Source organism: Sunxiuqinia indica, assembly GCF_009847015.1.
Taxonomy (GTDB): domain Bacteria; phylum Bacteroidota; class Bacteroidia; order Bacteroidales; family Prolixibacteraceae; genus Sunxiuqinia; species Sunxiuqinia indica.
The window spans coordinates 1-25,327 of record NZ_WVEM01000014.1 but is presented as its reverse complement, the minus strand read 5'-3'; the positions used below and the strand labels follow the sequence as shown (position 1 = coordinate 25,327).

Sequence of the window (25,327 nt, the reverse complement as noted above, 5' to 3'; positions counted from 1 at the left end):
CCAGAAACTACTTCGCGTAAATGTTTTACAATTCACAACTTTTCGTTAAATTTAGTTGTGTAAACTAAAAACATTCAACCTCCATGATGATTAAAACCTTTGCATCCGCTGTTCATGGCATCGATGCGACAACCATTACCATTGAAACGGACGTATCACAGGGAATAAAGTTTTTTCTTGTCGGACTACCGGACAGTGCAGTAAAAGAGAGCCAGCAGCGGATTGAGTCGGCTTTGCGTCTAAATGATTTTAAATGGCCTCGCAAAAAGATTGTCATCAATATGGCTCCGGCAGATATTCGCAAAGAAGGTTCTGCCTACGATCTGCCATTGGCGATCGCTGTTTTAGCAGCCTCGGAGCAGGTTGCTCCAGAGAAACTTGAGCACTTTTTAATGATGGGTGAACTTTCGTTGGATGGAACCTTGCAGCCAATAAAAGGGGCATTACCCATTGCCATCAAAGCTCGGGAAGAAGGTTTTGAGGGATTTATCCTGCCTAGCGAAAATGCCAAAGAAGCTGCTGTTGTTGACCAACTAAAAGTTTATGGGGTTGATAATCTGAATCAAGTGGTAGATTTCTTTAACGACCGGGAGGAGCTGGAACAAACCGTTGTGAATACAAGAGAAGAATTTTATAAAAAATTGAACGCAACAGATCTGGATTTTTCTGATGTAAAAGGTCAGGAGAATGTCAAACGGGCATTGGAAATTTCGGCTGCTGGTGGTCATAATGTAATTATGATTGGGCCTCCCGGAGCAGGCAAAACCATGCTTGCCAAACGAATACCAACTATTTTGCCCCCGTTTACTTTGTACGAAGCTTTGGAAACCACTAAAATTCATTCGGTGGTTGGAAGGATTGATAAAGATACTTCCTTGATGACTGAGCGCCCGTTTCGCAGCCCACATCATACGATTTCTGATGTGGCACTTGTTGGAGGAGGAACTTATCCGCAGCCGGGAGAAATTTCATTGGCACACAACGGCGTATTGTTTTTGGATGAACTCCCCGAATTTAAACGCACGGTTTTGGAAGTGATGCGCCAACCTTTGGAAGATCGGAAAATCACAATTTCGCGTGCAAAATTTTCAGTAGATTATCCGGCTAGTTTGATGTTGGTTGCATCCATGAATCCATGCCCATGCGGCTATTATAACCATCCTACCAAAGAGTGTGTTTGTGCGCCGGGAATGGTTCCTAAATATTTAAATAAAATTTCGGGTCCACTGCTCGACCGCATTGATATTCATTTAGAGGTTGTTCCGGTTCCGTTCAAAAAACTCTCGGAGTTGAAAGAAACGGAAGGAAGTTTAACCATTCGCGAACGCGTAATTAAAGCTCGTGAAATTCAATCTGTCCGTTATCGCGAGGTTGAAGGAGTTTTTTGCAATGCGCAAATGTCATCACGCCAAATTCGTGACTATGTTGAGTTGGATGATGCCAGCAATAATCTGCTTAAAAATGCCATGGAAAAACTTGGACTTTCAGCCAGAGCGTACGATCGAATTCTACGGGTTGCGCGCACAATTGCCGATCTGGAAGTGTCTGCAAAAGTTGAGGCAGCCCATATTTCTGAGGCGATTCAGTACCGAAGTTTAGATCGGGAAAACTGGGGAGCGTAAATCGTTAAACTAATAAATCGAATACCCCGACATCAGCGTCGAAAGTTGTTTGGGTTTGTAATAGATCTTCCGCTTATACTTTTTGTACTTCTCAGAAACTCTGGGTTCTCTCAGTACATATTCTGAAAATTCCCGCACTTGGTGTCCTAGTCCGTGGGCAACGGTAATTTCGTCAACTTTGTGTTCCAATTTTTTACGAAATGGATGGAATAAATAACCCAAGCCAGTCAGAACAATACCCATTCCTGTTTTTTCTTTGTAATCAACGATATGGCCCAACTCATGGCCAATGATACCAATCTGGGCGTTAAAAGGAACATCACTCAATAACAAACCTTTTTCACCTTTCACACTCGTGTCAATATAAATTCGGTATTTCCGTTTTCCCTTTTTCTTGAAAATAGATCCAAGAGTTGGTCGGGATGCCATCGTAGTTTTCAGGTCTTTTCGCACAAACTCAATTTCTGTTCCTTTCAGCTCAGGGTAATAACTCATCGCAATCTGAGCCTGATTCTGATAACTATCGTCCAGTTGTTTATGGACATAGCTGTCCGTCTGTAATTCCGCTCGGTGAATACTGGCCGAGTCACTATAGAATTGTTGAACAGGGTCGGGGAGGATTGCCTCTGAATTAAAAACGATTAAACTCAATACCACACAAATCACATACTTCATAGAGGTTGAAGCTAATAAAATAGATAAATTCTACAAAATGTTGAATAACAGTAGCCGGATCTGATAACTTTTAAATAATATCCTGGGTGGGCTTAATGGTCTTGTGTTATGACTGTTCCGATGAACGTCGATTTTTGTATTTCTAAGTCAAAGAGATCAATTTACTAGTAACGTAGAACACAGTTAAAAGGCATTAGTATTGATTGTTTGGTAGTTGATTTCAATTAAAGTTAAGTCAAATTTGCGTCTTTTCATTTTGTAACAATTTTACTTTCCTATTTTTGTGCAAAATGTTCGGTTTTCAAAAACTTTTTTCAAAAACTTAGGTTAATTATTATTGATTCTTGATAAATAGATAAAATATGGTAGATAAATTGTCTGATCCCATCGGCCGACTGATGGGACTTCGTTATAAATCACACCCTTGGCACGGAATTTATATTGGTAAAAACGCTCCTGAAAAAGTAACTGCTTTTATTGAAGTTGTTCCTACGGACACGGTAAAGTACGAAATCGATAAAGATAGCGGCTACTTGAGAATTGATCGTCCGCAAAAGTATTCAAACGTCGTGCCGGCATTGTATGGGTTTATACCACAAACGTTTTGTGGTGATGAAGTTGGTAAATATTGCATGGAAAAAACAGGGCGGGAAAACATAAAAGGAGATGGCGACCCTATCGATATTTGTGTCTTGACCGAGAAAGATATTACACACGGTGATATTTTGGTCCATGCCCGACCCATTGGCGGTTTTCGGATGATCGATGGTAACGAAGCTGACGACAAGATCATTGCAGTATTGAACAACGATGTTGTTTACGAAGGATATAAAAATGTTTCAGACCTACCTCCCATTGTAATAGAACGTTTAAAACACTACTTCCTGACTTACAAAGATATGCCGGGGAAAGACAATGACACGGAAATTACGCATACGTACGAGGTTGAGGAAGCGTATGAGGTGATTCAGCGATCGATAACAGACTATCAAAAACGATTTGACAACTTGGGGAAGTTGCTCTATTAAAATGAAAGTCCGGTTTTTCACCGGATTTTTGTTGTTCTTTCTTGTGTATTCGAAAGCTAAACTTGTTTGATTACTTTATCTATAACTCATCTGAGCGAGTTGTTTATTCTTTGTGTAGAACTTGAAAACAGCTCATTTTGAGGTTTGTAAAAGAGGTCAACTGCCAACTATTTTTAGAAAAGCAAAACGAAAGTAGTAGTTCTCCCACAACAAGTAGAAAGAAGAATAGGCTAAAAAGAAAATCCCGCTGTTAAGCAGGATTTTTCTTTTCATTTATGAAGTGGCTTTCGCTAGCTTTTCTTTTAACAAACCAGGAATTTCGGATGGTTCTTTAGCGACCGGTACGTTAGCTTTGGCAAAGGCTTTAATCTTTTCTTCGGCAGTACCTGCACCACTAGAGATGATTGCTCCGGCATGTCCCATTCGTTTTCCGGGAGGTGCCGTTTGTCCGGCAATAAACGAAACGACTGGCTTGGTCATATGTTGGGCAATGTATTCGGCAGCCTGCTCTTCTGCATCGCCACCAATTTCACCAATTAAAACAACTGCTTCCGTTTCGGGGTCGTTTTCGTACATTTCCAATATTTCCTGGTAGTATAGTCCGGCAACCGGGTCACCCCCAATTCCGACAACAGTGCTTTGTCCCAGTCCGTTCATGGTGAGCATGTTGACAACCTCGTAGGTGAGTGTTCCACTACGCGACATCAGCCCAATATTTCCTTTTTTGAAGATCATGCCTGGTAAAATACCAACCAGTGCTTCATCCGGAGTAATTAATCCCGGGCAGTTGGGGCCAATTAACTTGGTGCCATTTTGTTTGATTATTGAATTCACCCGGATCATATCCTGAATAGGAACGCCTTCCGAAATTGCAATGACCAAATCAATTCCGGCATAAGAAGCTTCAAGAATTGCATCCGCCGCAAAGGCAGCCGGCACAAAAATAATAGAGGTGTTAGCTCCTGTCTTTTTTACGGCATCTGATACCGTATCGAAAACGGGAATTCCATTCACTTCTTGCCCTCCTTTTCCAGGCGAGGTTCCGGCTACAATGTTCGTACCGTATTCTTTCATGCGTCCGGCATGAAATTGTCCATCTCGGCCAGTGATTCCCTGCACCAGCAGTTTTGTATCTTTATTTACTAAAATGCTCATTCGTTTGGTTTTTATGATTTCTGACCTTGGCTTAACTCGATTGCTTTTTTTGCGGCTTCACTCATGGTTTCTACAGTGGGTAGTCCTGTCTCTTTCAGCAATGCTAAACCTTCTTCAGCATTCGTTCCTGATAGTCGAACTACAATAGGAATGTCCGATTTGATAATATCCAGAGCTTTAATCAGTCCGCGGGCAACATCATCACAACGTGTGATACCACCAAAAATATTAATCATTACGGCGTTTACATTCTTATCTGAAATGAGAATATTCATGGCATCAACTACCTTCTGAGGGTTCGAGCTTCCCCCGATATCCAGAAAGTTCGCCGGTTCTCCACCATACAATTTTATCATGTCCATTGTAGCCATTGCCAAGCCTGCACCATTCACCATACAGCCAATGTTTCCGTCAAGTTTCACATACGAAAGACCTTTTTCGTGAGCATCAATTTCCTTTAACTCATCTTCGTCTGCTTCTCGCATCGCTTCTATTTCAGCCTGACGATAAAGTGCATTGTCATCAAAATTCATCTTCCCATCGATAGCCCAAATCTTGTGATCGGGGGTTAAAACTAATGGATTGATTTCAGCAATTGTAGAATCAGTTTCAACAAAAAGCTGATATAGCTTTTGCATGATGACAGCTGCTTTTCGGGCTAATTTTACATTGCCAAATAATTTCATGGCAACCTCGCGGGCTTGAAAATCCAGCAAGCCGATCAGCGGATCGATCGGAAGTTTGTGAATTAGCTCAGGTGTTTCTTTCGCTACTTCTTCAATTTCAACTCCCCCTTCGGCACTTGCCATCAGCGTAACAGTTTTGGTATTTCGGTCGTTAATCAGACCAACATAAAACTCCTTTTCGATGTCGACAGCTTCGGTGACCAATACCTTTTCAACGGTGAGGCCTTTAATGTCCATGCCCAATATTTTACGGGCTGCACTTACTGCTTCTTCTTTGTTTTTCGCAAGTTTAACACCGCCTGCCTTGCCTCTCCCTCCAACAAGTACCTGGGCTTTTACAACGACCATGTCGTCAAACTTTGCCATTGCTTTTTCTACTTCCTCAACCGAATGGCAAAGTACATCGTTCGGTACCGGAAGGCCGTATTTCCTGAAGATGTTTCTGGAATGAAATTCGTGTATCTTCATAAATTTACATATTTTATTAAAAGGTTAGAGAATTCTTATTCCTCATAAAAGTATCAAAATATCGAATGGGCAAGAAGAAATTCTGGTACTCACTTCGCTATTTTAAAACATATTAACAGCAGGTTTCCTGAATTGTTTGGTTGAAAAGTCAAAAAAATACAATCGATTGCATTATGTGATGATTGAGTTTTGAAGTTGCATGGAAGAAGCTTTTTGGGGGGATTTTGATTTTTAGTAATTCTCAGAAAAAATGTCGCATGCAATAAAGAATAAGTGTCCATCGTTGAGTCTTCCATAAATTCGCTTAACTATTTTTACTAAAAAATCTGAGTGGATTGGTTCGAGCTAAAAATTAAGTATTTTTGTATCCTTTAAATTTCATCATCAAAACCTATTGTCCGGATGAATTATTTTTGGAAAATAGTGACACTACACTTTAGTTATGAAAGAAGAAGTTATTAAGCTTATCAGGCAGGAAGCGGAAGCGATATCAGCGATACCGGTTACTGATGAATATGAAAAAGCGGTTAAGATTATTAAGAACAAGGTGCATAAACTGAACGGCAAATTGGTTGCCAGTGGTATGGGCAAGGCCGGACAAATAGCGCTAAATATTGCAACAACGTTTAGTTCGACAGGCACTCCTGCGGTTTTTATACACCCGAGCGATGCACAGCATGGAGACCTTGGGGTAATTCAGCCCAATGATGTCTTGTTGTTAATCTCGAATTCAGGAAAAACAAGGGAAATTTTGGAGCTTGTTAATCTGGTGGATAATCTGTATAAAGGAATACCAATTTTGGTGATTACAGGAAATCCGGATAGCGATTTAGCCAAAATTGCAGACGCTGTTCTTTTTACCGGAAACCCGGCCGAAGTGTGTACCTTGGGCTTAACGCCAAGTACCTCGACAACGACAATGACTGTAATTGGCGATGTGCTGGTTGTGCTGATGATGAAAGAAATTGGATTTACAAATGAGGAATATGCCAAACGTCACCACGGAGGTTATTTGGGTGACAAATCACGCACACAGGCACTTCTTCTTCAAATTAATAAATAAGTTATGCGTATTACCAGAGAAAACACTGTAGGATTGGTCGTTGATATTCAGGAACGCTTGGTTCCGGCAATGGCAGAAAAGGAAACCTTTGTGAATAACACAAAAATCCTCATTGAAGGATTACAAACCTTAAACCTTAATTTGTTGGTTACCCAGCAATATACCAAAGGTTTGGGAGATACAATTCCAGAAATCAGTTCATTAATTAAAGACTTTCGTCCGATTGAAAAGCGCGATTTTAGTTGTTGTGATGAAGCGGTGGTTGCAGATGAATTAAAAATGAATGGGGCTCACAATGTTATCATTTGTGGAATTGAAAGCCATGTTTGCGTCATGCAAACGGCCATTGATTTAAAAGAGTCAGGCTATAACCCGATTGTCGTGATGGATTGTGTTTCATCGCGCACGTTGAAAAGCGTTGAGTTGGCTGCCGACCGATTCCGCTTTGAAGGAATTATGATGACTTCCTACGAATCTATTTTGTTCGAACTTACCCGTTCGGCTGCAGCATCTGAATTCAAATCAATTTCCAAATTGGTTAAATAGTAGATATAAAAAGGAGTAGGCCGACTACTCCTTTTCTATTTTCATTTTGTTTCTTTCATTTTTTAAAGAAATAGTATCCGTTTCATGATATAAATCCGAAAAACTAGGCTAATTTTAAACGACCCAGAAATCAGTGCTGATGAAATTAAACAGAATAGCTCATTTTATTCGATCCAGGATATCTTCGATATTTGCAATTCTTTTTTTTCTGCTGTTGTTGTCAATCTCCTATTACTATATTTCGTACAAAAGAGGACAGTGGGAGAAAGATATACGAGCCAATTTGCTGGAAATCCTGATTGGAAAAAAATCGAAGCTGGAAAAAGCACTGTCTTCTCGAATTTATTATACCAAGGGAGTTGCTGCGTTTGTGTCGGTCAACCCTAACCTCACCAACGAAGACTTTTACCAGTTGGCGAAAGAGCTGATAAAAGAAGATTCGGTGATCAGTACCATTTCAATTTCTCCGGATTGCATACTAAGTGCTATTTATCCTCAGGAAGGGCATATGGCAGCCATTGGCCTGAACTTGCTGGAGCACCCTGCCCGAAAAGAAATCGTTGAAAAGACGATTGAAACACATAAAACTTTTGTTGCCGGACCTGTTGAACTCGTTGAGGGTGGTGTCGCGTTTATCAGCTACACGCCGGTTTTTAATCGATTGTCAACACGTGATGGCGATTTTTGGGGAATAACCGATATTGTTATATACAAAGATAAACTTTTAGATGAGGCGGAATTAGCGGCGGTTGATAACGGGTTTCGATATTCGTTGAAGGGTACAGACGGTAAGGGTGAAAATGGAACTATCTTTTGGGGGGACGCTTCAGTTTTTCAAGAAGAGCCAGTAAAAATAATTGTCGACTTGCCTGATGGAAGTTGGATTTTGGGGGCCACCCCGGTAAACGGATGGAGTCACTATCTTGATCAGGATAAGACGCTCAGTATTTTACTCATTGTGAGTTCGATCATCATCAGCTTCTTATTTTGGTTGGTTGTTCGGGCACATCAAAAAATAAGGAGAAATGCTCGGGAGTTAAGTGCAATTTTTAAATCGATGCACAACCTGATTGTTGAATACAACCGGAAAGGCGAATATGTGAAAATTGCTCCCACAAATAAAAGTTTACTTTTTAAACCAGAGGAAGAACTCATCGGACAATCTGTTCACGATGTGTTTGACGCTGACCGTGCAAATCTCATCCTTCATGCTATTCAAGAATGCATTCGTTCAAAATCTTTAGTTGTTATCGATTATCCGTTGGAAGTCGGTGGTGAGCCCCGTTGGTTTACAGCCCGCCTTTCGTATAAGTCAGAAGATTCCGTGATTTTCAATGCTTACGATGTTACTGAAAAAAAGAACGACGAAGAAAACATTCGACAATCAGAAAAGAAACTCAAAGAGCTGAATGCCACAAAAGACAAATTTTTCTCCATCATTGCTCACGATCTCCGTAATCCACTATCTAATTTTCAAAGTATCTCCGAATTGTTGCATCAGGAATATGATCATTATAATGACGAGCAAAAGAAGCAACTGATCCAATCGATGCTGTCTTCATCAATTAGTTTGAATGAATTGTTGGAGAATTTATTAAAATGGTCTTTGTCGCATCGTAACGAGCTCTTGTTGAAACCAGCCAAAATCCTTCTTCAACCACTTGTAAAAGAGGCGATCGGTGGTGTTGAGCATATTGCTAATAAAAAGCAGGTTGTTGTTGAAAGCAGCATACAGGAGGAGGCGACTGTTTTTGCAGATAAAAACGCGACCCATACGATTCTACGTAATCTGATTTCGAATGCCTTAAAGTTCAGTCGGACCAACGGAGTGATAACCATTTTAGCCAAAGAGAGATCTATTGATGGTGAAGATTACCAGGTGGTTCAAGTGGTTGACAAAGGAATCGGTATTTCGAAGGAGCGCCTGTCCAATATTTTCAATGTCGGTGTTCAATCATCTACTGTTGGGACAAGTCAGGAGAAAGGAAGTGGCCTCGGCTTAATTCTGTGTCAGGAGCTGACTGAAAAGCAAGGTGCCCGCATTTGGATCGAAAGCGAAGAAGGAAAAGGTACGACGGTTTCTTTTAGCTTGCCAATATCAACAAAGTAGCTAGATCTTTATTCTTTTATTCTCCACATTCCACTTTTATATTCTGAGATTTATGCTTTGATAGCAGGTCAATCTTTAAATCAGATCGTATTTCTGCATCTTCAATTGTTGCCTGCTGAACGTCGTCAAGGACAAACGCCGGGCGAACTTCGCGGGGACCTGTTTTCAAGCGGACATTCTCAAAAACGATATTTTTAACGTGTCTGACATAAAAGCCTGAGGCAGGCAAAATATCGCCAAACATAGCAGCAGTTGGATAGCCTGCGTCGTTTTCAGGGACTATCGTTGCTTCGTCCGCCACGGTTCCGTTACTTAAGTTGGTGATCAGAATATTCCCCAGGAAAATACGCTCAGCGTAAGTACCTTCAATTCCGGTAATGTTGGATGTCGTTTTAGAAGTCGTCGTTGCCGTGATATTGGTAATGGAGACATTTTTCAGCTCACCAATTTGAGGTTGAGGAGCATCAGGAGCATGCTTTCTGGCGCGGTTTCCCAATCGAACAAATATGGGACATCCTGTTTCCATAATCGAAATACGATCAATACTCACCTGATCTAAAACACCACCGTCGACCATTTCTACAGAGATGGCCGATTGACCGATTGCCGTGCCATAGTAGGTTGTTTTTTTCTCACTCGGACTAACAACACAGTTCGTGATTTGTATGTTTTGAAATCCGCCGGTTGTTTCAGTTCCTAATTTTAGCGAGTTGCAGTGTGAGTGAATCACACAGTTATTAACAGTCACATTTTTGCAGGAACGTGGGCTCGTACTTTTCAGGCAAATTCCATCGTCGTCTGAATCTACAATGCAGTCTGAAATCACAACATCATGGCAGCCGTCAATATCAATACCATCGTTATTGTAATTGCAATGATTGTATATCCTGATCCCACGAATTTGCAAATTGTCGCACGCCAGATAATGCTGCATCCATGCTCCTGAATTGGTCATGAACACACCTTCTATTTTTACATTTTTGCAATTGATTAGCTGAATTCCATGAGGTCGCCTGATTCCTTCATCGTTTCCTATTCGAATAAATACTTCCCCTTGTCCGTCAATTGTTCCGTTACCAACAATGCCAATATCATGCTGTCCCTCGGCAAAAATAAGTTGTTTGGTTTCCTTCAAGGTTCTCAGCGCAACATAGTCAGGTTGTATGCTGAGGTAGTCTTCAATATTGGTGCTTCCAAGCAATGTGGCTCCATGTTTGAGATGAAGATGGACACCGCTTTTTAAGATAATTGAACCGGTCAGGTATTTACCTGCAGGAAAAATTACTTCACCACCTCCGGTTTCGGAACATTGGTCGATGGCTTTTTGAATGATGACAGTATTTAAGGTTTTGCCATCAGCAGTTGCTCCAAACTCAATCACTTCGACATCTTTGGCTCGAAGATTAAAAGTCAGCAAAAGAAATAGGGACATTACAATCAGGTTCATTCTACTTTTCATTTTGTTATCGTTTTTTATTTTCAACAGTATTTCACGGAACTGAGTTGCAATGATTTGTTCCTAACGTAAAAAACTGTTACATGCTCGTTTCGGCTCTCAATTTGCTTTAATGCCAAAACAATCAAAACCTGAATATAGGGAAATCTATTCATTGGGGGAGTTTTTGGATGAGATTACTTCGTAAAGTTCTTGTAAAATAAAAAATTAACGTAATTGAATGTCTGCTTTTTAGGTGCAAAAAAAGGTCATCCCAAACGGAATGACCTTCAATCATATATTTTTTATAATGTGTTAGTCAATCATGTCAAACCCGCAATAAGGAACTAATACATCTGGCACTTTAATTCCGTCTGCTGTTTGGTAGTTTTCGAGCAGTGCGGCAACAATTCGGGGTAAAGCCAAAGCACTGCCATTCAGAGTGTGTGCAATCTGCGGTTTCTTTTGTCCTTCCTCACGGAAACGAAGTTTCAGACGATTGGCCTGAAATGATTCGAAATTGGAAACAGAACTTACTTCTAACCATTTTTCCTGGGCAGCCGAGAATACTTCAAAATCGTAGGTCAATGCCGCAGTAAAACTCATGTCGCCGCCACAAAGCCGAAGGATGCGATAAGGAAGGCCAAGTTTAGTAACCAAGCTCTCTACGTGTGCCACCATCTGATCCAGAATGTCATAGCTTTTATCGGGGTGGGCAACTTGCACGACTTCAACTTTGTCGAATTGGTGCAAGCGGTTTAATCCACGAACATCTTTGCCATACGATCCGGCTTCGCGACGGAAGCATGCACTGTAAGCTGTATTTTTTACGGGCAGTTGTTTGGCATCCAAAATCACATCGCGGTACAAATTGGTTACCGGAACCTCTGCTGTTGGAATCAGGTAGAGGTTGTCTTCGGTCACATGGTACATTTGTCCTTCTTTGTCGGGCAATTGACCAGTGCCAAAACCACTGTCTTCATTTACCACCAACGGCGGTTGAATCTCCAGATAGCCAGCATCGCGAGCTTCGTCTAAAAAGAAGTTGATTAAAGCACGTTGCAATCGAGCGCCTTTCCCTTTGTATACCGGGAACCCTGCTCCTGTTAATTTTACACCCAACTCAAAATCTATAAGATCGTATTTTTCAGCCAATTCCCAGTGAGGTAACTTGTTGTCACCCAATACTGGCATTTCGCCGGCAGCTTTTACCTCTTTATTATCTTCGGGAGTTTTTCCTGCCGGAACAATATCGGCTGGTAAATTAGGAAGTTGCACCTGCAAGTCAAAAACCTGCTCGTCAATTTTGGCGAATTCTTCATCCAGATTCTTGATATTTTCTTTCAGTTCCGAAGTTCTGGCTTTTGTGTGATTGGCCTCTTCTTGTTTGCCTTCGCGAAACAATTGTCCAATTTCTTTCGAAAGCGTATTCATTTCCGACTTATATTGGTCGGCCTGAACCTGCGTTTCGTTTTTCTTTTTATACAAATCGTTGATCTGTTCAACGATGGCAGAAGCATCAAAATTCTTCTTTTTAAGCTTTTCAATAACCAACTCCGGGTTTTCCTGGATGAATCTTAAATTGAGCATTTTTGAACGGGTTTTTAATTTGGTCGGGCAAAGTTAAAAAATAAAAAATCTCCTGCCTCAGTAAAGACAGGAGATTCTTATAACATATCGTTAAAATCGCTTAGTTTACTGCAGTAACAGGTTCTACAGAAACATACGATCTGTTGTCTCTTTTCTTTCTGAAAACAACAGTACCATCAATAAGGGCGAATAATGTATGATCTTTTCCCATACCAACATTTTCTCCAGGATGATGAGACGTTCCACGCTGACGAATAATAATATTCCCAGCTTTGCAAATTTGACCTCCGTATATTTTTACACCAAGTCGTTTACTTTCCGATTCGCGTCCGTTTTTCGAACTACCGACACCTTTCTTATGAGCCATGGTCTAATGTTTTTAAGGGTTATCCAATAATATCTTCAATTTGAATCTGAGTCATGTACTGACGGTGACCGTTTTTCTTTTTGTAACCTTTTCTTCTTTTCTTTTTGAAGACGATTACTTTGTCACCTTTCAAGTGTTCCAATACTTTGGCACTTACTTTAACTCCTTCAACTTTTGGTGTTCCTACTTTCACACCTGTTTCATCTTCTACTAAAAGAACGTTATCAAACTCAATGCTTGATCCTTCATCTTCCTGAAGACGGTGAACAAAAATCTTTTTGTCCTTTTCTACTTTGAATTGCTGTCCGGCAATTTCTACAATAGCGTACATTTTCTATCTTTTATAATTTCCTCCGGCAGGCGGGAAAATCAAATGATCGTCCACTTCTTGAGCCTACTCGAAAACTTCGGTCTGCAAAAGTAGATATTTTTTACTCAGAAGCAAAAAAATAGAGTCCTTTTTTAGCTGAGCCTGATTGGATTAGAAATGGGAGGTGAAATGATGGTCATTTTAGAAACTAAGAAACACCTCCTGTTTTTAATGAAACACTAAAAGTATTGTTATATTTGTTTGAATACATTGGTGATGTTCTATATCCTATGCAGAAAAAAAAGCTAAATATTCTCGGACTCTCAGTTAGTCAAACACAATCAGGCGCTTACGCCTTAGTCTTAGCCGAAGAAAATGGTGATCGACGAATTCCAATTATTATAGGGCCGGTTGAGGCTCAGGCAATTGCAATTCAGTTGGAAGGTTTGAAGCCACCACGGCCATTAACGCACGATTTATTTAAAAACCTGGCTTTTGCTTTCGATGTTAATGTGTCGGAAGTAATTATTTATAAGTTAGAAGAAGGGATTTTTTACTCTGAATTGGTGTGTGTGATGGGAGAAGACGAAGTTCGGATTGATTCACGCACCTCGGATGCCGTAGCGCTTGCTTTACGTTTTAAGTGCCCGATTTACACGAATGGAGATATTTTGGATAAAGCCGGTATCGTTATGGAAAACGAAGAAGAAGATCCGGTGGAGTTTCAAAGTAGATCTGGTGAGCCGGGTAGCAAGAACGAGTTTGAAAGTTACACAGAGAGTGAACTCAATGATATGCAGAATGAGGCTGTTAGTAATGAAGACTACGAGCGTGCTTCGAGAATCAGAGATGAACTCAACCGACGCAAAAAATAATTTTCAGTAAACATTTCAGACCATCCCATATCGACGGAAACATAGCTTTCAGGATTAGAGAGGTTGGGCGTTGCTGAGCAAAAAGAACTTTAAAATACGACAATGAATAGATTGCTGATCCTGCTACTGGCAACATGTTTTTTGGTGTTTTCGCTTCCTGCTTCATCTTATTCCAGTACACAATCGACGGCTGACGATAGCACAACCGTGGTCTCTGAACAGTCGTCCTCAACATCCAATATTTTAATCGAGCATGCCGAAGAGCGGAATTTTAATTTCGCGACCGTGTTGCGTGGCTTACTTGGTATGTTGGTTCTGGTTGGACTTGGTGCTTTGCTATCTCGCGACCGAAAGAATATACCCTGGAAAACAGTGGCGATTGGCTTAGCCTTCCAGATTGTGCTGGCATTGGGGGTGTTGTATGTTCCATTTATCCGGGGAGGCTTCGATTTTTTTGGCCATATTTTCGTGAAGATTCTCGACTTTACAAAGGCTGGGACTGATTTCTTATTTGGAACACTGGTCGATACAAGTCAATTCGGAATGATTTTCGCTTTCCAGATTTTACCAACAATCATCTTTTTCTCGGCATTAACCAGCTTGTTATTTTACTGGGGCATTATTCAAAAGGTTGTTTGGGCACTCGCCTGGGTGTTTTCCAAGTTAATGAAATTGTCAGGTGCTGAGTCTCTTTCAGTTGCCGGGAATATTTTTCTTGGACAGACAGAGTCACCATTGATGATTAAGGCTTACTTGCCAAAGATGAATGACTCTGAAATCATGTTGGTCATGACCGGAGGAATGGCAACGCTTGCTGGAGCAGTTTTGGCAGCTTATATCGGCATGCTGGGAGGAAGTGATCCTGTACTGCGGTTGGAATTTGCTAAACACTTACTAACCGCTTCAGTAATGGCTGCTCCCGGAGCTGTTATTTTTTCGAAGATTATGGTCCCCAATCCCGACGAAGTCAATAAAGATATTGAGGTGAGTAAAGACCGTATTGGTAGCAACGTGCTGGATGCCATCACCAACGGAACTTCCGAAGGCTTAAAACTGGCCGTAAATGTTGGAGCCATGCTTCTGGCCTTTTTAGCTCTGATTGCCATGTTCAACTTTATTTTCGGAAAAGTTGGCTATTGGACCGGCCTTAACGATGTTATTATTCAGGCTACCGACGGAAGATTTCATGAGCTGTCATTACAATTTTTATTAGGGTATATTTTTGCGCCTGTCATGTGGCTTATCGGAGTAAATCCGCAAGACATTTTATTAGTTGGCCGTCTGTTAGGTGAGAAACTTATTTTGACAGAGTTTATTGGCTACATTAGTCTCTCAGATCTGAAAGCAGCCGGCGCTTTTGCTGATCAAAAATCCATCATAATGGCCACCTATATTCTATGTGGGTTTGCCAATTTTGCATCCATCGGGATTCAGATTGGTGGAATTGGAGCATTAGCTCCCAACAAACGAGTTACTTTATCGAAATACGGAATGCCGGCTTTGATTGCCGGAACGTTGGCCTCTCTGATGTCGGCAACAATTATCGGTATGATTTTGGGATCGTGATCGTGACATTCAAAAGGTTACCACTTACTTCATGCTGTTGAATACTTAACATTCGTGGATAGTTAACGTATGATCATATATATGAATCATTCAAAAACTTTCCGTTATGAAACACATCAACGTAATTCTCGGATTTTTCTTGTTAACCTTTCTGTTTTCCGGCTGCAATACCAATCCTAAGGTCGGGTTGCTTCTGGACACCGTTGAACGCGAAAGATGGACAAAAGACAGAGACCTGTTTGTAAACAAAGTGGAAGAACTTGGAGGCTCTGTGATCGTAAAAGTTGCCGAATCTGACCCATCGGTTCAGTTTCAGCAAGCGCTTGATTTGATTAATGAGGGGATTGATGTATTGGTTATTGTTCCGGTTGATAAGACCGTGGCTGCCGGTATTGTAACAACTGCGAAAAAATCACACGTCTCGGTAGTGGCATATGACCGACTCATTTGGGATTGCGATCTGGATTTCTACATTTCAACCGACAATATTCAGATTGGAGAAAAGCAAGCTAACTTCCTTACAAGCTCGAAACCAGAGGGAAACTATGTGCTTATTGGAGGACCAACTATTGACAACAACTCAGTTCAACTATATCTTGGTTGGATGAATGTGCTTCAACCCTTGGTTGATAAAGGTGATATCAACATTGTCTCAAATACGTTTGCAAACGAGTGGAATGTAGAGAATGGATACACGGTTGTTAAAGACTTACTTGACAATGATGTTCAACTAGATGCAATTATTGCAGGGAACGACGCATTGGCAAGCGGTGCTATTCAGGCTCTTCACGAAAATGACCTTGAAGGTGAAGTTTTGGTAGCCGGACAGGATGCCGACATAAACGCCATTCGGAATATTGTTTTTGGAAACCAGACGATTACAGTTTACAAGCCTTTAGAGTCAATGGCATTTAACGCGGCGATTGCAGCTGTTAAAATGGCGAAAGGCAAAAATCCTACTGATAACATGAGCTTTACGGTAAATAATGGTCATCATTTGGTGCCGGCTATTCTTTTGGAAGGGCAAATTGTTAACAAACAAAATATTAAAATGACCGTCATTTCGGAAGGTTTTATTGCCGAACAGGAAGTATTTGAATGATACCAATACCGGTCATTTTCTTGATGAGAGCGTGGGCCGTTTTGTCCACGCTCTTTTCGTTTCGACCTCTAATTGTTTATAAAATTGCCTTTCCCTATTCAATCAAAAAGCTTAACTTCCCGCATTGAAAAAAAGAGGAAATTGAACATTAATCGTTGAAGGAGAAATCATGAGGCAATATCTTGACTTACTGGAGCATGTCACCAAAAATGGTGTAAAAAAAGATGACCGTACAGGAACGGGGACAATCAGTGTTTTTGGACACCAAATGCGCTTTAATCTTGCTGAAGGATTTCCAGTACTAACCACCAAGAAGCTTCACTTAAAATCAATTATTCATGAGCTTTTATGGTTTCTGGATGGCGACACCAATAACAATACGTTAAAAGAAAAAGGTGTTCGTATTTGGAACGAGTGGGCGAATGAAGACGGTGACCTGGGACATATCTATGGTTACCAATGGCGTTCGTGGCCTACTCCCGATGGCAAGCAGATCGATCAGATTTCAGAAGTTGTTGATTCAATTAAAAATAATCCCAACTCACGGCGGCTTATTGTGAGTGCCTGGAATGTTGGCGAGCTGGATAAAATGAATTTGCCGCCTTGCCATCTGTTATTTCAGTTTTATGTGGCTGATGGTAAGTTAAGTTGCCAGCTTTATCAGCGTAGTTGCGACGTTTTTCTGGGCGTGCCTTTTAATGTGGCTTCGTATGCGCTGCTCACCATGATGATGGCACAAGTAACCGGATTGGAGCCCGGCGAATTTGTTTGGACCGGTGGTGATGTGCATATTTATTCCAATCACCTGGAACAGGTTGAATTGCAATTAACACGTCTTCCGAAGAAATTACCCACGATGAAAATCAATCCGGATGTGAAGTCAATTTTCGATTTTAAATTTGAAGATTTTGAATTGGAAAATTACGAAGCTCATCCGCATATTCCCGGGAAAGTTGCTGTTTAAATACAATATTGAATTAAAATTATTAGGAGACTCAGCTGAAGTAAGCTTCTTAATAATACCAAATATACACCGCTTATGATTCATCAAAATATCTCGATCATTGTTGCCATTGCACAAAACTTTGCCATCGGTAAAAACAACGATTTGCTGTTTCATTTACCCAACGATTTAAAGCATTTCAAGGAAATTACCTCGGGACACACGATTATTATGGGGCGTAATACTTTGCTTTCGCTGCCTAAATGGCCCTTGCCCAATCGCCGTCATATTGTGATTAGCGATAAGTTGGACGATTGTTTTGATGGATGTGAAGTGGTCTCTTCTATTGACGAAGCGATTGAGAAAGTGAAGGATGAGAAGGAAGCTTTTGTGATTGGCGGTGGCATGATTTATAAGCAGTTTTACCCGATGGCCGGCAAACTGTATCTAACCTTGGTCCATAAAGATTTTGATGCCGATGTTTATTTTCCGACGATAGATTATAAGGATTGGGATGTCGAAAGTCGTGAGGATTTTCATGACGAAAAGAATGGCTTCGACTATTCGTATCTCAATCTTATTCGAGAATAGATTGAAAAAAAAATCCTGCTCGAGGCAGGATTTTTTAATGTATGTTAGAGTTTCTCGACGTACTCAATAAAGTCAGTCATATTGTCAAAACCTTCTTCTTTTTGGCAGGCCGAAGTAACCCAGGTCGAAATGTAATTGGTTGGTTTCGAAATTAACTGATATTCTTTTTCTAACTTTTCCTCTTTTACAAAGTCCGCAGGATCGTACATAATTGCCGCGCCAATATTCAATTGGAAAGCTGCTACATCTTCGGGGTGCAAGCCCCAGGTGGCGATAAAGCCTTCACCTTCTTTTGTTTCGGTTCCGGCGTGGTAGTTAACACCGGTTACAAACTGAACAGGCTCCGAGCTAAAAGCAAAAGCTTCCACCTTGGCTTCGCGCATGCCTGAGTAAACAGTTACCCGAACCAACACATCAATGCTATCGCCTTTATAGGGTACATTTTCCGACAGCATTTCCATGTACGATGTATTAGCCTCTTTTTTTACACAGGCGGTACGCATTGTAACGGGATCAAGGAAAACGACTTGTTCTCCGTCCCATAAACGAACACCACCCAGACCGACTGTTTGACCAACTTTGTATTGATCGGCTCCCCAGCCTTCTTCTTGCTGCTCAGGAGTTGGATACCATTTGGCTTCTGCCAGTTCCAGCTGAGGTTTTGTTTTGTTGTACACATCGATGGCTACTTTGTGGTCGAAGTAAAGACGAAGACCCATCCATTCGTTTTCAACCGCCGGTCCGTGGTGACCAACTTTTTGATACAAGTCTCCGGTTTCAGACGAAATACAATCAACTTGTTCGTGTTTATCTTTCCAGTATAAACTTTTATCGGTTTTATTTTGGGCTAGTACCGGAAGCCCGATTAATGCGATTAATGCTAACGTGATCAGGTTTTTCATCTCAATCTAATTTAAAATTTTCGACAGTATTTATCTTTCTCAATCATCTACTTTAAAGCTATTATTCAATAGAATTTTCTGGGAATAACTGGTATGGATAAAGACACTTTATCAATGTCGTTTCTTTACAAATATAGTAAATAAGCTATTTCTGATAAAGAAAGTTGCAGAAAAGTGCAACCGATTGCGCAATAGAAAGCAAAAAAATCCGATTTGCAGGATCGGATTTCTTTTTGAAAATATAGTGTATGAATTACATCATTCCGGATTGTCCTGAAGCGGCGAAAGATTGAAGAACTTCTATTAGGCTGTACATCAGGTATAATCCACCAATGACAAATAAGGTAGTTTGTTTGACTCTGTTTTTTACGGCGAATGCCAATCCAAACGGAACAAATGCCCAAACGATTCCCATCAGCATATTGACAAGTTCGTACCAAACTGGCGAATAGTGATTCTCGGTGAATATGGGAACAAGCGCCCAAAACAATCGGGAAAAGGCCATCCAGATAACAATAATCAGAATGACAGAATCTTCGATGGAGGAATCATCAGACGATAGTTCAACTGTTTGCATCGAATCTGTTTCTTCATCGTAGTTGTAGCTGATTGTAGGATTCTCGCCATATTTATTTTCGCCCGGAAAACTGGATTTCGCCAGCAGATATATCAAGTAAAGTGTTCCAACAACCGGAATCAGGCCAACAAGAACCATCAATCCTGTTTTGTTAATGTCGTGCATTCGTCTTACCGAAAGAGCAACACTGGGAACCAGAAGGGCCAGAACAAAAATGCTGTAAAGTATTCCAATTCCTGATTTGCCAAATGCAAGGCCCAGAACATTGTCCAGAATTAAAGCGACCGTCGCAAAAATTAGGTTGAATAAAATAAACATCCAGTATTCGGTTCTACTGGCGCGACCTTTAAAATCAGCATATTGCTTTAAGACTTTTAAATACCAATTCATTTCATAAGTTTTATTTTTCCCTACTCATCAGGCTTTTCGGGGGCGCCCTGTTTTTATTGTGGTTTCTAGCCTCCACATGTTGTCCGTTCGTTTCCGACGAATTTTGATACAGCTAATTTAAACATTTCTTTGAATTATGCGAGGATTGTTTTTCTGATGATGATTTTCCCACTTATTATGTACATTCAAGATCATCAAAACAGACAGAAAGGAGCAGGGCGATAGTTTGTTTTAAATGCGGTTTAATATCGATTTCTCGATAAAATGTGGTGATCCGATCTGGACCTGGCGGCCTAGTTAAAGGGCTTATTTTCAAGCATCATCTGGGTTTGTTGCAGGTGGTGATCTGCTTGTTCAAGTTGTTTGTGTGTTTCGTTAAAATCCTGAATGAACTGTATGATATAGGCATCGCGGTTATAAATGCCGTGAACAATGTACTCGTCAATTTTTTTTATGATTTGATCCAGTTTTGCAGCCACGCTTTTGAATTGCTTTTGCTCTTGCAAGGCTCTTTTTGCTATTCTTTCGTTTGAATTCTTTTGTGCGTAGTAAGCTGCGTCAGCACATTTGTACGATGAATTTTTCACATAAAAATAAGTGCTATCCAAATCCTCCCGGGCATAAAGGAAATACTCCTTGATTTCGGTATTGTCAAAAGCTCCTTCAAAAAAACGCAGGTGATCGGCCGATCTTTCTGCTGCCTCCAATGCTTTTTTACTGAATACGCATGCTTTTGATAGTTCCGTCTCGGCATTTTGCTGAGCAAGAGTAACAAGCGGAAATGTCAGCAGCAGAAGAATGTAAATTTGGACTCTCATCAGCTTCGTGTTTGTTGGTTTTTCGTTGGGCGTTTGTGTTTCCAGCGTTTATGCGACCAGAGATAGAATTCGGGGCGCTCCTGAATGATCCTTTCAATCTTGCTTACGTACCGATGTAGCACTTCATCTGCAGGAAGTTCTGCGGGGCGTTCAGCCAGCACTTCAAAATAAGTTTGGTAGTAGCCGCGTTTCACCTTCTCGATATGCTGGTATAGCACCGTAAAATTGGTATGCTTTGCCAAAGCTTCGGCTCCGGGGAAAAAACCGGCATCCTGATTCAAAAAAGTTGTCCAGAAACGGGTGTTAGCCTTGGGGCGTTGGTCCGAACATAACCAGGTGAAAGTTGCTTGCTCTTTCTTTTTGTAGTTCAAAACAGTTTTTACGATCTTTTTGGTTGATACCAACTCCCCGCCAAAGCGGCTCCGCATCCGGTTAATGAACCCATCCCAGGTAAGATTTCGAGCCGGATTGTATACCAACAGGCAACGATGTTTCAGGTAGTAGGGCAAAAAGGAGTTCCATTCCCAGTTATTGTAGTGCATGGTTAGCACGAGCACACTTTGCCCGTCAGTAAAATATTGATTCACCAATTCGGGGTTGCGCACCACCATGCGTTTTGCAAGCTCTTTCTCCGAAATGGTTTTCAGCTTAAACGACTCCACCAGCAAGTCACAAAAATGATGGTAAAATTTACGGGCGATGGTGTTTAGCTCTTCCGATGATTTTTCGGGGAATGCGTGATGCAGATTTTCCAAGACCACCATTTCCCGATATTTGAAGATTCGGTATACCAGAAAAAACAACAAATCAGACAAGGCATAGAGCAGCCAAAAAGGGAGTAGCGACAACAAGGTCAGCAACACAAATCCAATATAGCTGGCTAGTTTGCTCATGGGGTATTTTTCGGCAGGCGATCAATCATTTCAACATCGTCGGGACGTTTGTGCTTCCAGCGGCGGTGCGACCACAGCCAATACTCGGGTGTTTCGCTGATCACCTCTTCCATTTTATCGATGTAGGTCAGCAAAATGTCCTCCGGCTTTTGTTTGCTCGGCTCGGCAAACAGTTCGATAAAATTAACTTCGTATTTTCCGCGACCAATTTTTTTTGTGTGATGAAAAAAGACCGGCTGATTGGTTTTGTAGGCTATTTTCTCGGGCCCGCTGAAAAAAGGCGTTTCCTGATTTAAAAAGGTCGTCCAGAACTTCGTGGTTTGAAAAGGTGTTTGGTCGGCGGCTAACCACAGGCAACCCGGGCGTTCGGTTTTATCAAACTGAATCGCAAAACGAGCGGACTTGTGCACCGGAACCGAGATTCCTCCAAACCGCCCGCGCATGTCAAGAATGAATCGCTCCATCTCAAAATTATCGCGTACCGGGTTGTAAATCATTAGCAGCTGATGGCTGGCCAAACGTTGCAGGCTGGCACTCCATTCCCAGTTATTGTAGTGCATCCCCAATAGGATAATGCTTTTTTGCTGCTTGAAGTATTCTTCTACTTTTTCAATTCCCTTTACTGTTACCCGTTTGTTCAGCTCCCGATCTGAAATACTATGCAGCTTGATAGCTTCCAGTCCCAAGTCGCACAGGTGGCGGTAAAATTTGCGGGCGATGGTATCAATTTCCTGTTCTGTTTTCTCAGGGAACGAGTTGCGAAGGTTAGTATATACCACTTTCCGGCGGTAACGAAAAACATAAAACACAAGCAGATAGAAGAAGTCTGATTTTAAATACAGAATAGGAAAAGGTATATGCGATAAGGCTTTCAGAAGCCAAACGATCAGATTGTTGAAAATTTTGCCCATGTTTTTTATTTTCGAGACAGGCAAAATTAAGATTTTATTTAGGAAGTCATTCTGAAAACTGAGTTTTACTTGATGTCTGGTTTGCTGTAGTTGGGGGTTCAGCCCAAACCCCGGTTCTTTTTCTTCTGCTAGTAAAGTAGTGGATGTAAATATCCCAATTGAAGGTTCGTCATCGGGAACTCGTTTCAGAATCGGTTGGCCAGTTGCTCTAATATTGACCGAAACAGATTGCTGCTATCTTCACCCTCCTGGCTCTTGGTTCTTTATTCTTGGATCTAATGTCTGATATCTATTGTCTTGGTGTCATTGCATGCGCTGGGGCGTTGCCCCAAACCCCATTTCATTTCTTTTCCGATGAAAAGAAACGAAACAAAGAAAAATCTTGTCAAACCGAACCCTCAGCCGGGCGTTTTGACGGCCTTCGCGCTTTTCGCCTTTCGGCGAAATGGGGGACTTGGTGTCGATCTGAAAATCCGAATATCTGAAAATCTTGGTTCTAGTATCTAATGTCTTGTTTTCTTTTCCCCAAACCCCAATTACTTTTTTGTCTTGATACCAAAAAGTAATCAAAAAAGATCAAGTCAAAGTTGTCTTTTCGAACGGAACCTGATTTTTGTCTTGACACAAAAACCAGGAAAAAAAGTCAAGGCTGACGATGCTTTTGAACAAAAACTACGGGTCAGTCACTGCCCGAAAACCAAACTCCTCCTTTCAGTCGTCAAACAGGGTTTTCTTAGCGAGTGCCATTGCTGTTTCCTTTCCTTGTTTTCCAGTTCAAAACCCTCGTAGGCCGGGCTTTTCGCCTGCCGGCGAAGCGGGGGACTTAAATATCCCAATTGAATGTTCTTCATCGGGAACTCGTTTCAGGATCGGTTGGCCAGTTGCTCCAATATTGACCGAAACAGATTGCTGCTATCTTCACCCTCCTGGCTCTTGGTTCTTTATTCTTGGATCTAATGTCTGATATCTAACGTCTTGTTCGCATTACCTGTGTTGGGGCGTTGCCCCAAACCCCAAATACTTTTTTGTCTTGATACCAAAAAGTATTCAAAAAAAATCAAGTCAAAGTTATCCTTCCACGCGCGTCTGGATTTTTTCTTTCCGGCGCACTACCCGGGATACCCGCCAAAAATCCTTCCCTCCACCGCTGGCCCGGGCGAAGTTTACTTTTTACCGACTCAAGTTATCATTTACTCAACTGCAGTCACCATTTTCCTGACTCGACTTAGCGTTTACCCGACTGCAGTTACCTTTTTACCGACTCGAGTCGGTTTTGAATAGAATGAGTGCTGCATAAAACCGCTTTCGTTTATCTTTTTACCGAATGAATTCACTTCAAAGGTGAACCAGTTCGGTTTGGAACTGCTCTAATTCACCTTTTTACCGAACTCGCGCATCTCCGGGCTGAGTGAATGCTATATTGAACTCCGCGAGTTCGGTTTTGAAGTGGGGGGGGGACTTCGGAAGTGGGGTACCCCACTTGGGAAGTACCCCCATGGCCTGTTAAATAGACCTTGTTTAGAATGCGAATAAATTAAGTTAATCAAGCCGTTAACTTTGTTATGTTTTGTATATTGAGGAGCGAAATCAACCCACTTCAATGACCAAACAAAAAACCATCACCTTGAGCTACGCCAATCACCGGCAACAAACGGTTGTGCGGATTGATTTTGCTTACGATGCCAAACTGACCGCCCAGGTGAAACAGTTTAAAGGCACCCGTTGGAGCCAAACGATGGGTTGTTGGTATGTGCCAAAAGCGCAATTTGACCTGCACCAATTTTTCGAGACACTCAGGGGAAAGGCTTGGGTGGATTATGAGGGATTGAAAACCACCGATGCCCCGGCAATGCCCGAAGCTCGAAAAGCAAAAGCCGAAAGCCACCCGAAGGAGCAAACTGACGTTCCTGGGGGTTACCGCGAGATGCTGGAACAAAAGCGATACAGCATGAATACCCAAAAGATTTACATCAGCTATATGCGCGATTTTGCGACCATGTTCAGGAAGTATGATTTGCGGGACGTGACTAAAGACCAGATTAACCGGTATATTTTGTGGCTGATCCGCGAGAAAGGCATTTCGGCCAGCCAGCAGAATCAACGCATCAATGCTGTCAAATTTTACTATGAGAAAGTCTTGGGAAGGCCGGGAGAATTTTACGCTATTGAGCGCCCTCGTAAAAGCTTTGAGTTACCCAAAGTGCTTTCTGAAAATGAAGTATTGGCGATATTAAGAGCTGCCCAAAATATCAAACATAAAGCTATATTAGGGACAATCTATTCGGCAGGATTAAGAAGAAGTGAATTAATTAATTTACGCATTCAAGACGTTCAGTTTGATAAGCATATTTTATATATTCGAGGAGCAAAAGGAAAGAAAGACAGAACAAGTCTTTTATCCGATTCAATCGGCATCGTATTACAACGCTATATGCAAAAGGAAAAACCAAACTATTGGCTATTTGAAGGCCCCGGCAGGACAAAATACAGTACAACCAGCATTGCTCGCGTTTTACACGCTGCTGCTGAGAAAGCAGGAATTCGCAAACGAGTAACACCTCACATGCTTCGCCATTCATTTGCCACTCACATGTTGGAACAAGGAGTTGATATTCGTTACATACAAACTATATTGGGACATGAATCGAGTAAAACAACGGAGATTTACACCCACGTGAGTACAAAGTCTCTTGCAAAAATCAAA

The 25,327-nt window shown here is 41.4% G+C and carries 23 protein-coding genes; 11 read left to right on the top strand and 12 right to left on the bottom strand.

Features of this window, described 5'->3' with window-relative positions:
• The first annotated feature begins 83 nt into the window (after positions 1-83).
• Positions 84-1,622 (top strand): YifB family Mg chelatase-like AAA ATPase, encoded by a 1,539-nt coding sequence (locus GR929_RS17635; protein WP_159522277.1) that lies wholly within the window; start codon positions 84-86, stop codon positions 1,620-1,622.
• A 9-nt stretch (positions 1,623-1,631) separates the two neighbouring features.
• Here the strand turns inward: GR929_RS17635 and GR929_RS17630 are convergent, their stop codons facing one another.
• Entirely contained in the window at positions 1,632-2,297 is a 666-nt protein-coding gene (locus GR929_RS17630; RefSeq protein ID WP_159522275.1) for a hypothetical protein, read from the bottom strand.
• Positions 2,298-2,659: 362 nt separating this feature from the next.
• Between GR929_RS17630 and GR929_RS17625 the strand changes: the two genes are divergently transcribed.
• A complete protein-coding gene (locus tag GR929_RS17625) occupies positions 2,660-3,325 on the top strand; it encodes an inorganic pyrophosphatase (RefSeq protein ID WP_159522273.1) in 666 nt (221 codons plus the stop codon).
• A gap of 273 nt (positions 3,326-3,598) precedes the next feature.
• Here the strand turns inward: GR929_RS17625 and sucD are convergent, their stop codons facing one another.
• Both sucD and sucC read right to left on the bottom strand, forming a co-directional pair.
• Complete coding sequence (gene sucD, locus GR929_RS17620) at positions 3,599-4,480, bottom strand: succinate--CoA ligase subunit alpha (protein ID WP_159522271.1); 882 nt, start codon at positions 4,478-4,480, stop codon at positions 3,599-3,601.
• A gap of 11 nt (positions 4,481-4,491) precedes the next feature.
• Positions 4,492-5,634, bottom strand: a complete 1,143-nt coding sequence (sucC, locus tag GR929_RS17615; RefSeq protein ID WP_159522269.1) for an ADP-forming succinate--CoA ligase subunit beta — start codon at positions 5,632-5,634, stop codon at positions 4,492-4,494.
• Positions 5,635-6,076: 442 nt separating this feature from the next.
• On the opposite strand from sucC, the gene GR929_RS17610 reads away from it, so the two are divergent.
• The 3 genes from GR929_RS17610 (at position 6,077) to GR929_RS17600 (ending at position 9,353) form a co-directional block, all read left to right on the top strand.
• A complete protein-coding gene (locus GR929_RS17610; RefSeq protein ID WP_159522267.1) occupies positions 6,077-6,697 on the top strand; it encodes an SIS domain-containing protein in 621 nt (206 codons plus the stop codon).
• A 3-nt stretch (positions 6,698-6,700) separates the two neighbouring features.
• Positions 6,701-7,243: an isochorismatase family protein gene (locus tag GR929_RS17605; RefSeq protein WP_159522265.1), complete on the top strand. Its 543-nt coding sequence runs from the start codon at positions 6,701-6,703 to the stop codon at positions 7,241-7,243.
• A 139-nt stretch (positions 7,244-7,382) separates the two neighbouring features.
• Positions 7,383-9,353 carry an ATP-binding protein gene (locus GR929_RS17600; protein ID WP_159522263.1) on the top strand — a complete coding sequence of 657 codons (1,971 nt, stop codon included), beginning with the start codon at positions 7,383-7,385 and terminating at the stop codon, positions 9,351-9,353.
• A 16-nt stretch (positions 9,354-9,369) separates the two neighbouring features.
• Here the strand turns inward: GR929_RS17600 and GR929_RS17595 are convergent, their stop codons facing one another.
• The 4 genes from GR929_RS17595 to rplU form a co-directional block, all read right to left on the bottom strand.
• Positions 9,370-10,812 carry a glycoside hydrolase family 28 protein gene (locus GR929_RS17595; RefSeq protein ID WP_159522261.1) on the bottom strand — a complete coding sequence of 481 codons (1,443 nt, stop codon included), beginning with the start codon at positions 10,810-10,812 and terminating at the stop codon, positions 9,370-9,372.
• A gap of 291 nt (positions 10,813-11,103) precedes the next feature.
• Positions 11,104-12,378: a serine--tRNA ligase gene (gene serS / locus GR929_RS17590; protein WP_159522259.1), complete on the bottom strand. Its 1,275-nt coding sequence runs from the start codon at positions 12,376-12,378 to the stop codon at positions 11,104-11,106.
• 100 nt (positions 12,379-12,478) lie between these two features.
• Positions 12,479-12,745, bottom strand: a complete 267-nt coding sequence (rpmA, locus tag GR929_RS17585) for a 50S ribosomal protein L27 (protein WP_159522257.1) — start codon at positions 12,743-12,745, stop codon at positions 12,479-12,481.
• A 19-nt stretch (positions 12,746-12,764) separates the two neighbouring features.
• Complete coding sequence (rplU, locus tag GR929_RS17580; protein ID WP_159522255.1) at positions 12,765-13,076, bottom strand: 50S ribosomal protein L21; 312 nt, start codon at positions 13,074-13,076, stop codon at positions 12,765-12,767.
• A 269-nt stretch (positions 13,077-13,345) separates the two neighbouring features.
• Between rplU and GR929_RS17575 the strand changes: the two genes are divergently transcribed.
• The 5 genes from GR929_RS17575 to GR929_RS17555 all read left to right on the top strand — a co-directional run bounded on the left by GR929_RS17575 (position 13,346) and on the right by GR929_RS17555 (position 18,132).
• The gene (locus GR929_RS17575; protein ID WP_159522253.1) at positions 13,346-13,930 is read left to right on the top strand and encodes a bifunctional nuclease family protein; all 585 of its coding nucleotides are present in this window, start codon (positions 13,346-13,348) and stop codon (positions 13,928-13,930) included.
• A gap of 102 nt (positions 13,931-14,032) precedes the next feature.
• Positions 14,033-15,496 (top strand): NupC/NupG family nucleoside CNT transporter, encoded by a 1,464-nt coding sequence (locus tag GR929_RS17570; RefSeq protein ID WP_159522251.1) that lies wholly within the window; start codon positions 14,033-14,035, stop codon positions 15,494-15,496.
• Between the two features lie 106 nt (positions 15,497-15,602).
• Entirely contained in the window at positions 15,603-16,598 is a 996-nt protein-coding gene (locus GR929_RS17565) for a substrate-binding domain-containing protein (protein WP_159522249.1), read from the top strand.
• Between the two features lie 169 nt (positions 16,599-16,767).
• Positions 16,768-17,562 carry a thymidylate synthase gene (locus GR929_RS17560; protein WP_159522247.1) on the top strand — a complete coding sequence of 265 codons (795 nt, stop codon included), beginning with the start codon at positions 16,768-16,770 and terminating at the stop codon, positions 17,560-17,562.
• 75 nt (positions 17,563-17,637) lie between these two features.
• Positions 17,638-18,132, top strand: a complete 495-nt coding sequence (locus GR929_RS17555) for a dihydrofolate reductase (protein WP_159522245.1) — start codon at positions 17,638-17,640, stop codon at positions 18,130-18,132.
• A gap of 44 nt (positions 18,133-18,176) precedes the next feature.
• Here the strand turns inward: GR929_RS17555 and GR929_RS17550 are convergent, their stop codons facing one another.
• The 5 genes from GR929_RS17550 to GR929_RS17530 form a co-directional block, all read right to left on the bottom strand.
• Positions 18,177-19,034 carry a DUF4861 family protein gene (locus GR929_RS17550; RefSeq protein WP_159522243.1) on the bottom strand — a complete coding sequence of 286 codons (858 nt, stop codon included), beginning with the start codon at positions 19,032-19,034 and terminating at the stop codon, positions 18,177-18,179.
• Between the two features lie 253 nt (positions 19,035-19,287).
• Positions 19,288-20,001 (bottom strand): DUF805 domain-containing protein, encoded by a 714-nt coding sequence (locus tag GR929_RS17545; protein WP_159522241.1) that lies wholly within the window; start codon positions 19,999-20,001, stop codon positions 19,288-19,290.
• 293 nt (positions 20,002-20,294) lie between these two features.
• Positions 20,295-20,819 (bottom strand): hypothetical protein, encoded by a 525-nt coding sequence (locus GR929_RS17540; protein WP_159522239.1) that lies wholly within the window; start codon positions 20,817-20,819, stop codon positions 20,295-20,297.
• Positions 20,819-21,712, bottom strand: a complete 894-nt coding sequence (locus GR929_RS17535; RefSeq protein ID WP_159522237.1) for a lysophospholipid acyltransferase family protein — start codon at positions 21,710-21,712, stop codon at positions 20,819-20,821. The genes GR929_RS17540 and GR929_RS17535 overlap by 1 nt, the downstream gene beginning before the upstream one ends.
• Positions 21,709-22,623 (bottom strand): lysophospholipid acyltransferase family protein, encoded by a 915-nt coding sequence (locus GR929_RS17530; RefSeq protein ID WP_159522235.1) that lies wholly within the window; start codon positions 22,621-22,623, stop codon positions 21,709-21,711. The genes GR929_RS17535 and GR929_RS17530 overlap by 4 nt, the downstream gene beginning before the upstream one ends.
• A gap of 1,600 nt (positions 22,624-24,223) precedes the next feature.
• On the opposite strand from GR929_RS17530, the gene xerA reads away from it, so the two are divergent.
• Positions 24,224-25,327: site-specific tyrosine recombinase/integron integrase (xerA, locus tag GR929_RS17525; RefSeq protein ID WP_201301053.1), on the top strand; the 1,104-nt coding region annotated here is incomplete at its 3' end.

Excerpts from the sequence above, each read along its gene's own strand:
- GR929_RS17635 (WP_159522277.1), top strand. The coding sequence starts at position 84 with ATGATGATTAAAACCTTTGCATCCGCTGTTCATGGCATCGATGCGACA.
- GR929_RS17630 (WP_159522275.1), bottom strand. The coding sequence starts at position 2,297 with ATGAAGTATGTGATTTGTGTGGTATTGAGTTTAATCGTTTTTAATTCA.
- GR929_RS17625 (WP_159522273.1), top strand. The coding sequence starts at position 2,660 with ATGGTAGATAAATTGTCTGATCCCATCGGCCGACTGATGGGACTTCGT.
- sucD (WP_159522271.1), bottom strand. The coding sequence starts at position 4,480 with ATGAGCATTTTAGTAAATAAAGATACAAAACTGCTGGTGCAGGGAATC.
- sucC (WP_159522269.1), bottom strand. The coding sequence starts at position 5,634 with ATGAAGATACACGAATTTCATTCCAGAAACATCTTCAGGAAATACGGC.
- GR929_RS17610 (WP_159522267.1), top strand. The coding sequence starts at position 6,077 with ATGAAAGAAGAAGTTATTAAGCTTATCAGGCAGGAAGCGGAAGCGATA.
- GR929_RS17605 (WP_159522265.1), top strand. The coding sequence starts at position 6,701 with ATGCGTATTACCAGAGAAAACACTGTAGGATTGGTCGTTGATATTCAG.
- GR929_RS17600 (WP_159522263.1), top strand. The coding sequence starts at position 7,383 with ATGAAATTAAACAGAATAGCTCATTTTATTCGATCCAGGATATCTTCG.
- GR929_RS17595 (WP_159522261.1), bottom strand. The coding sequence starts at position 10,812 with ATGAAAAGTAGAATGAACCTGATTGTAATGTCCCTATTTCTTTTGCTG.
- serS (WP_159522259.1), bottom strand. The coding sequence starts at position 12,378 with ATGCTCAATTTAAGATTCATCCAGGAAAACCCGGAGTTGGTTATTGAA.
- rpmA (WP_159522257.1), bottom strand. The coding sequence starts at position 12,745 with ATGGCTCATAAGAAAGGTGTCGGTAGTTCGAAAAACGGACGCGAATCG.
- rplU (WP_159522255.1), bottom strand. The coding sequence starts at position 13,076 with ATGTACGCTATTGTAGAAATTGCCGGACAGCAATTCAAAGTAGAAAAG.
- GR929_RS17575 (WP_159522253.1), top strand. The coding sequence starts at position 13,346 with ATGCAGAAAAAAAAGCTAAATATTCTCGGACTCTCAGTTAGTCAAACA.
- GR929_RS17570 (WP_159522251.1), top strand. The coding sequence starts at position 14,033 with ATGAATAGATTGCTGATCCTGCTACTGGCAACATGTTTTTTGGTGTTT.
- GR929_RS17565 (WP_159522249.1), top strand. The coding sequence starts at position 15,603 with ATGAAACACATCAACGTAATTCTCGGATTTTTCTTGTTAACCTTTCTG.
- GR929_RS17560 (WP_159522247.1), top strand. The coding sequence starts at position 16,768 with ATGAGGCAATATCTTGACTTACTGGAGCATGTCACCAAAAATGGTGTA.
- GR929_RS17555 (WP_159522245.1), top strand. The coding sequence starts at position 17,638 with ATGATTCATCAAAATATCTCGATCATTGTTGCCATTGCACAAAACTTT.
- GR929_RS17550 (WP_159522243.1), bottom strand. The coding sequence starts at position 19,034 with ATGAAAAACCTGATCACGTTAGCATTAATCGCATTAATCGGGCTTCCG.
- GR929_RS17545 (WP_159522241.1), bottom strand. The coding sequence starts at position 20,001 with ATGAATTGGTATTTAAAAGTCTTAAAGCAATATGCTGATTTTAAAGGT.
- GR929_RS17540 (WP_159522239.1), bottom strand. The coding sequence starts at position 20,819 with ATGAGAGTCCAAATTTACATTCTTCTGCTGCTGACATTTCCGCTTGTT.
- GR929_RS17535 (WP_159522237.1), bottom strand. The coding sequence starts at position 21,712 with ATGAGCAAACTAGCCAGCTATATTGGATTTGTGTTGCTGACCTTGTTG.
- GR929_RS17530 (WP_159522235.1), bottom strand. The coding sequence starts at position 22,623 with ATGGGCAAAATTTTCAACAATCTGATCGTTTGGCTTCTGAAAGCCTTA.